The 5,368-nt window shown below is 64.9% G+C and carries 5 protein-coding genes; all 5 read right to left on the reverse strand.

Annotated elements, in window-relative coordinates; genetic code table 11:
- Positions 1-1,030 (reverse strand): AMP-binding protein (locus JOZ00_RS08250; protein WP_293342285.1); only part of this gene is annotated, 1,030 nt, incomplete at its 3' end.
- A 25-nt stretch (positions 1,031-1,055) separates the two neighbouring features.
- Positions 1,056-2,951 (reverse strand): transcription termination factor Rho, encoded by a 1,896-nt coding sequence (rho, locus tag JOZ00_RS08255; RefSeq protein WP_293342288.1) that lies wholly within the window; start codon positions 2,949-2,951, stop codon positions 1,056-1,058.
- A gap of 266 nt (positions 2,952-3,217) precedes the next feature.
- Positions 3,218-4,165 carry a homoserine kinase gene (gene thrB / locus JOZ00_RS08260; RefSeq protein ID WP_293342291.1) on the reverse strand — a complete coding sequence of 316 codons (948 nt, stop codon included), beginning with the start codon at positions 4,163-4,165 and terminating at the stop codon, positions 3,218-3,220.
- Positions 4,166-4,187: 22 nt separating this feature from the next.
- Complete coding sequence (gene thrC, locus JOZ00_RS08265; protein WP_293342294.1) at positions 4,188-5,270, reverse strand: threonine synthase; 1,083 nt, start codon at positions 5,268-5,270, stop codon at positions 4,188-4,190.
- A partial coding sequence (locus JOZ00_RS08270; RefSeq protein WP_293342296.1) for a hypothetical protein occupies positions 5,267-5,368 on the reverse strand: 102 nt, incomplete at its 5' end. The genes thrC and JOZ00_RS08270, both read right to left, overlap by 4 nt.

Genomic DNA, 5,368 nt, shown 5'->3' on the forward strand with positions numbered 1-5,368 from the left:
TGAGGGCGCCGTCGTCGTCGAAGATCGCTGGCGGGCATTCGGCCACGGTGTCGGCGTTGTAGACGCTGACGCCGGGAAAGCCCCGACCCAGTGACCCGGGTGGGCAGCCATCCTCCCGGGTGATGATGATCGCGCCCTCGGTCGATCCGAACCCGTCCCACACCGTGCAGTCGAAACGCCTACTGAACTCCGCGATGTCGCGATCGCTGGCCTCGTTGCCGAACGCAACCCGCAGCGGGTTGTCGTGATCGTCGGCCTGCTCGGGCGTGGCCAGCACGTAGGCCAGAGGCTTGCCGACGTAGTTCATGAAAGTGGCGCCGTACCTTCGCAAGTCGGGAAGCAGTCGGGATGCCGAGAAGGTGGCGGGCACCATGGCGGCGCCGGCGCCGACGCCTACGCTCCATCCGGCCAGCAGTGCGTTGGAGTGAAACAGCGGCATCGACAGATAACAGACATCGCCTGCTTCGACCTCGAACCGGGCGATGAGCGTGGTTCCGGCGAACAGCACCGTCAGATGGGTGACCTGTACCGCTTTCGGCTCTCCGCTGGTACCCGAGGTGAAGATCATCATGAACGTGTCGGCCGGCGCGACCTCGCGATGAGGTATCAGCGTTGTGACACTGCCCCGCAACGCTTCCCACGATCCATCGGTCACGTCGATCACTCGCACCGCGGGCAGTTCCAGATCGTCGAGCAACGCTTTGTGCGCGGGATCGGTCAGCAGAATCTGGCAGTCGGCCTGCAGGATGTCTCTGGCCAGCGCGGCACCGCGACGGGTGTCGTTGATGCCGCACAACACATATCCACCTAGCGCGGCCGAGGCCATAGCAGTCAGCATCTCGGGCGTGTTGCCCAGCAGCGCGCCCACGTGCAGCGGGCGGTCTGGATCGGCGAGGTCGATCAGGGCGGCGGCGGTAGCGCTCGCATCGGCGAGATGCTCACGCCACGTCCACGTCCTGTCACCGAATTTCAGCGCCGGCGTGTCTTGATCCAAGCGCTCACGAAGCAGTTGTTGCAGCGTCTCCGCCACGGCCCGCCTCGCGAGGAGTGCTCACCTAGTCGTTGTCCATGGATCCAGGTGTCGTCTTGGACACCTGCACCAGGAACTCGTAGTTGTTCTTCGTCTTGCGCAGCTGCGACATCAACAGGTCGATGGCCTGGTGGGAATCCAGCCCCGACAACACACGGCGCAGCTTGTGCACGATGCCGAATTCGTCTGGGGACAAGAGTAATTCGTCTTTACGAGTACCCGAGGGGTTGACGTCGACGGCCGGGAACACACGCCGCTCGGAGATCTTGCGGTCGAGCTTGAGCTCGGCGTTACCGGTCCCCTTGAACTCCTCGAAAATGACTGTGTCACCGGTGGATCCGGTCTCGACCATCGCCGTGGCGATGATGGTCAGGGAGCCGCCTTCCTCGATGTTGCGCGCGGCACCCAGGAAGCGCTTGGGGGGATACAGCGCGGTGGAGTCGACACCACCGGACAGGATGCGGCCCGATGCCGGCGACGCGTTGTTGTACGCGCGGCCCAACCGAGTGATCGAGTCCAGCAGCACCACAACGTCCTTGCCCTGTTCAACCAGGCGCTTGGCGCGCTCGATCGCGAGCTCGGCGACCGCCGTGTGGTCGGTCGGCGGCCGGTCGAACGTCGAGGCGATGACCTCGCCCTTGACCGAGCGCGTCATGTCGGTGACCTCTTCCGGCCGCTCGTCGACAAGCACGACCATCAGGTGGCACTCCGGGTTGTTCTTGGTGATCGCGTTCGCGATGTCCTGCAAAATCGTCGTCTTACCGGCCTTGGGCGGTGACACGATCAGGGCGCGCTGGCCCTTACCGATCGGCATGATCAGGTCGATGACCCGCGTGGTCAGCCGTTCGCTGGTGGTTTCCAGACGGAGCCGCTGGTTCGGGTACAACGGCGTCAGCTTGGAGAAATCGGGCCGCTTTTTGGCGTCTTCGACGGAACCGCCATTGACGCTGTCCAGGCGCACCAGCGGGTTGAACTTCTGCCGCTGGTTGGGCTGCTCGCCCTCCTTGGGCACCCGAACCGCACCGGTCACCGCGTCGCCGCGGCGAAGGCCGTTCTTCCGCACCATGTTCATCGACACGTAGACGTCGTGCGGGCCGGCCAGGTAGCCGGAGGTCCGGACGAAGGCGTAATTGTCGAGAACGTCAAGGATTCCGGCCACCGGCTGGACGACGTCATCCTCGCGCAGTTCGGCTTCGCCGCCCTCACCGGAACGTTCGCCCCGGCGCCGACGGTCGCGGAAGCGGCGTCCACGCCGACCCTGACGGCCTTCGCCATCGTCGTCTTGCTGATTCGAGCCGCCGCGGTTCTGCTGGCCACCCGAACCCTGTTGGTCACCGCTCTGATCGCTGTCGGCGTCCTGCCGGCGCTCGTCGGTCTTGGCGTTCTGTTGGCCACGCTGGCGGGTGTCGGTCTCGTTGCCGCCGTCCTCGCGGTTGCCCGAACCTTCACGGTTGGCGTCATCGCCGCGCGCGGCGGATCCCGGATCGCGGGACGCGCCCCGTCGTTCGCGACGCGGTGGCGCAGTCGCCGAACCGTTCTGGTCGCCTTGGGCATCCGGCGCATCGGCGTTGGCGGTGTCGGACTTGATGTCGTCAGTCTTATTGGCGTCAGTCTTATTAGCGTCCGACTTAGGGGCGTCGGACTTGCCGCTGTCTTCGGCGGACTTGGTGCCATTAGCGGGAGAGCCGTTGGCCTGCCCGGTAATTTCCTTGATCGCGGCGATCAGTTCGTTCTTACGCATCCCCGACGTTCCCTTGACGCCAGCTTGATTAGCCAGGGCGCGCAGCTCGGGCAGCACCATGGTGGACAGTGCGCCGGCGGAAACATTGGTTTTCACGTCTGGTTTGTCAGTGGTCACGGCATTCGACAGCTGATTGCCATCGGTGTTTTCGTCAGCCGTGAACAGGTCCGTATCGGTCACGGATTTCCTTTCTCTCCCCGCTGATCAGGTCATACGGGGGTTCGTTGCATTCAGGCAAATTGCTGAGTGCGCCCAATCATCGACTCTGCAACGGTGATCGCCTGGAAGGGCGGAGTATGCGGCGAACCTCGTTCACGAGAAGAATTGGTGTTGTCCTAGCGGCAAGGCAGTATTTATGCAGATGCAGATGCTGCAATTGCTGGACGGCTCCGAGGATAGCCCGCATCCCTGTCGGAAGCAAGCAAACCCTCCGGCCACGCTGTGGATTAGCCGGGTACTGCGACTTCCGGGCTCCAGCGAACTCCTTCGCCGGCGGTCATCGCGGTCATGGTAAATCCGTTTGCGGCCCCGTACTCCAACACTTCCGCGGGCAACTCCGACTCTGTGCTCATTGCAATCAGCGAAGGACCAGCTCCCGAAAGTGCCGCTGACACGTTATGACGCCGCAACAGCTGCAAATATTCCGCCGACGCGGGCATTGCCGCGGCCCGCTGCGGCTGATGCAGTAGATCTTCGGTAGCGGCCATGAGCAGGTCCGGGCGTTCGGTCAGCGCTACCACCAGCAACGCCGCCCGGCTGACGTTGAATCGCGCGTCTTCGTGACTGACCTGATTCGGCAGCAGCACTCGGGTTTCCGCCGTCAACGAACGCACCTCGGGAATCGCGCAGTGCAAGCGGATGTCGGGATGAAGCCGCAGCGGCACCGCCGCATACTCGGGTTGAACGCCGGCTCGGTCAATCCACGAAACCACCGCACCACCCAGGACGGCGGCGGCAGCGTTGTCGGGATGACCTTCGAATTCCGAGGACAGCTGAATCAGTTGAGTGTCGGTCAGTGGCTTCCAGTCCGTGTGTGCGACAAGGCCATTGGCAGCAGCCAGACCGCCCACCACCGCAGCCGCAGATGAGCCGAGGCCGCGGGAATGCGGGATGACATTGCGGCAGCGCACTACCAAGCCTGACGCGCGGACTCCGACGGCACGCAGCCCGCGCTCGACGGCGCGCACCACCAGATGCTCGGGGCCCAGCGGCACCTGATCGGCGCTCTCTCCGTCGACCACCACGACCAAGCCGGATTCCGTTGTCTCGACAGTGATCTCGTCGTAGAGGCTCAATGCCAGGCCGATGCTGTCAAAGCCGGGACCGAGGTTGGCGCTGGAGGCCGAGACCACGGCGCTCGCTACCAGCCCGGCAGGCAGCATCTGGGTCACCAACAGCCTTTCGCTCGGCCTGCCACTAGGCCAGCCCCAACTTTTCGACAACCAGCACCGGATCGACGGGCAACGCGTCCACGGGCGGCAATTCCTTCAGCGCGGTGTCGGGATCCTTGAGCCCGTTGCCGGTCACCGTGCACACCACAGTCGACCCACGGGCCACCCAACCGTCGTCAACGGCCTTGAGCAACCCGGCAATGCTGGCCGCGGACGCCGGCTCGACGAAAACACCCTCGGTCTCGGCCACCAAGTGATATGCGGCGAGGATTTCCTCGTCGGTGGCTGCCAGAAAGCGTCCGTCGGATTGCTGCTGCGCCGCGACGGCGGCGGTCCACGATGCCGGTGCGCCGATGCGGATTGCGGTGGCGATCGTCTCGGGATGGCTGACCGGCTTGCCGTGCACCAGCGGAGCGGCGCCTGCCGCTTGCGTGCCGAGCATGCGTGGCAGCTTCTCGATGACGCCTTCGTGGTGGTACTCGGTGTAGCCCTTCCAGTACGCGGTGATGTTTCCCGCGTTGCCGACGGGCAGCGAGTGCACGTCGGGTGCGACGCCCAGGGCGTCGACGATCTCGAACGCGGCCGTCTTCTGGCCTTCGATGCGCACCGGGTTGACGGAGTTGACCAACGCGATCGTCGGGAAGTCGGTCGCCATCTTGCGGGCCAGTTCCAGGCAGTCGTCGAAGTTGCCGTCGATCTGAATGATCTTGGCGCCGTGCATGACCGCCTGGGCCAGCTTGCCCATCGCGATCTTGCCCTGGGGTATCAGCACCGCGCAGGTGATGCCGGCACGCGCGGCATACGCCGCCGCCGAGGCCGAGGTGTTTCCGGTCGACGCGCACAGCACCGCCTGCTGGCCACGGGCCAGCGCGTCGGTGACCGCCATCGTCATGCCCCGGTCCTTGAAGGAGCCGGTGGGGTTGAGACCCTCGACCTTGAGATGGACTGTGCAGCCGGTCCTTTCCGAGATCTGGGTCGCCGCGATCAGTGGGGTACCGCCCTCGAGCAGGGTGACCGGGGTCCAGTCATCCCCCACCGGTAGCCGGTCGCGGTACGCCGCGATCAGTCCCGGCCATGGCTTGTGGACGGCCGTCCGTGGGGCGCTCACAGGCTTGAACCTTCCAGACGCAGCACGCTCGTCACGCCCTGCACGACGTCCAGATCCGCGAGCGCCTCGACGGTTTCAGAGAGCGCAGCGTCGGTGGC

The sequence above is a fragment of the Mycobacterium sp. genome, from assembly GCF_019243155.1.
In the GTDB taxonomy this organism is placed as follows: Bacteria; Actinomycetota; Actinomycetes; order Mycobacteriales; family Mycobacteriaceae; genus Mycobacterium.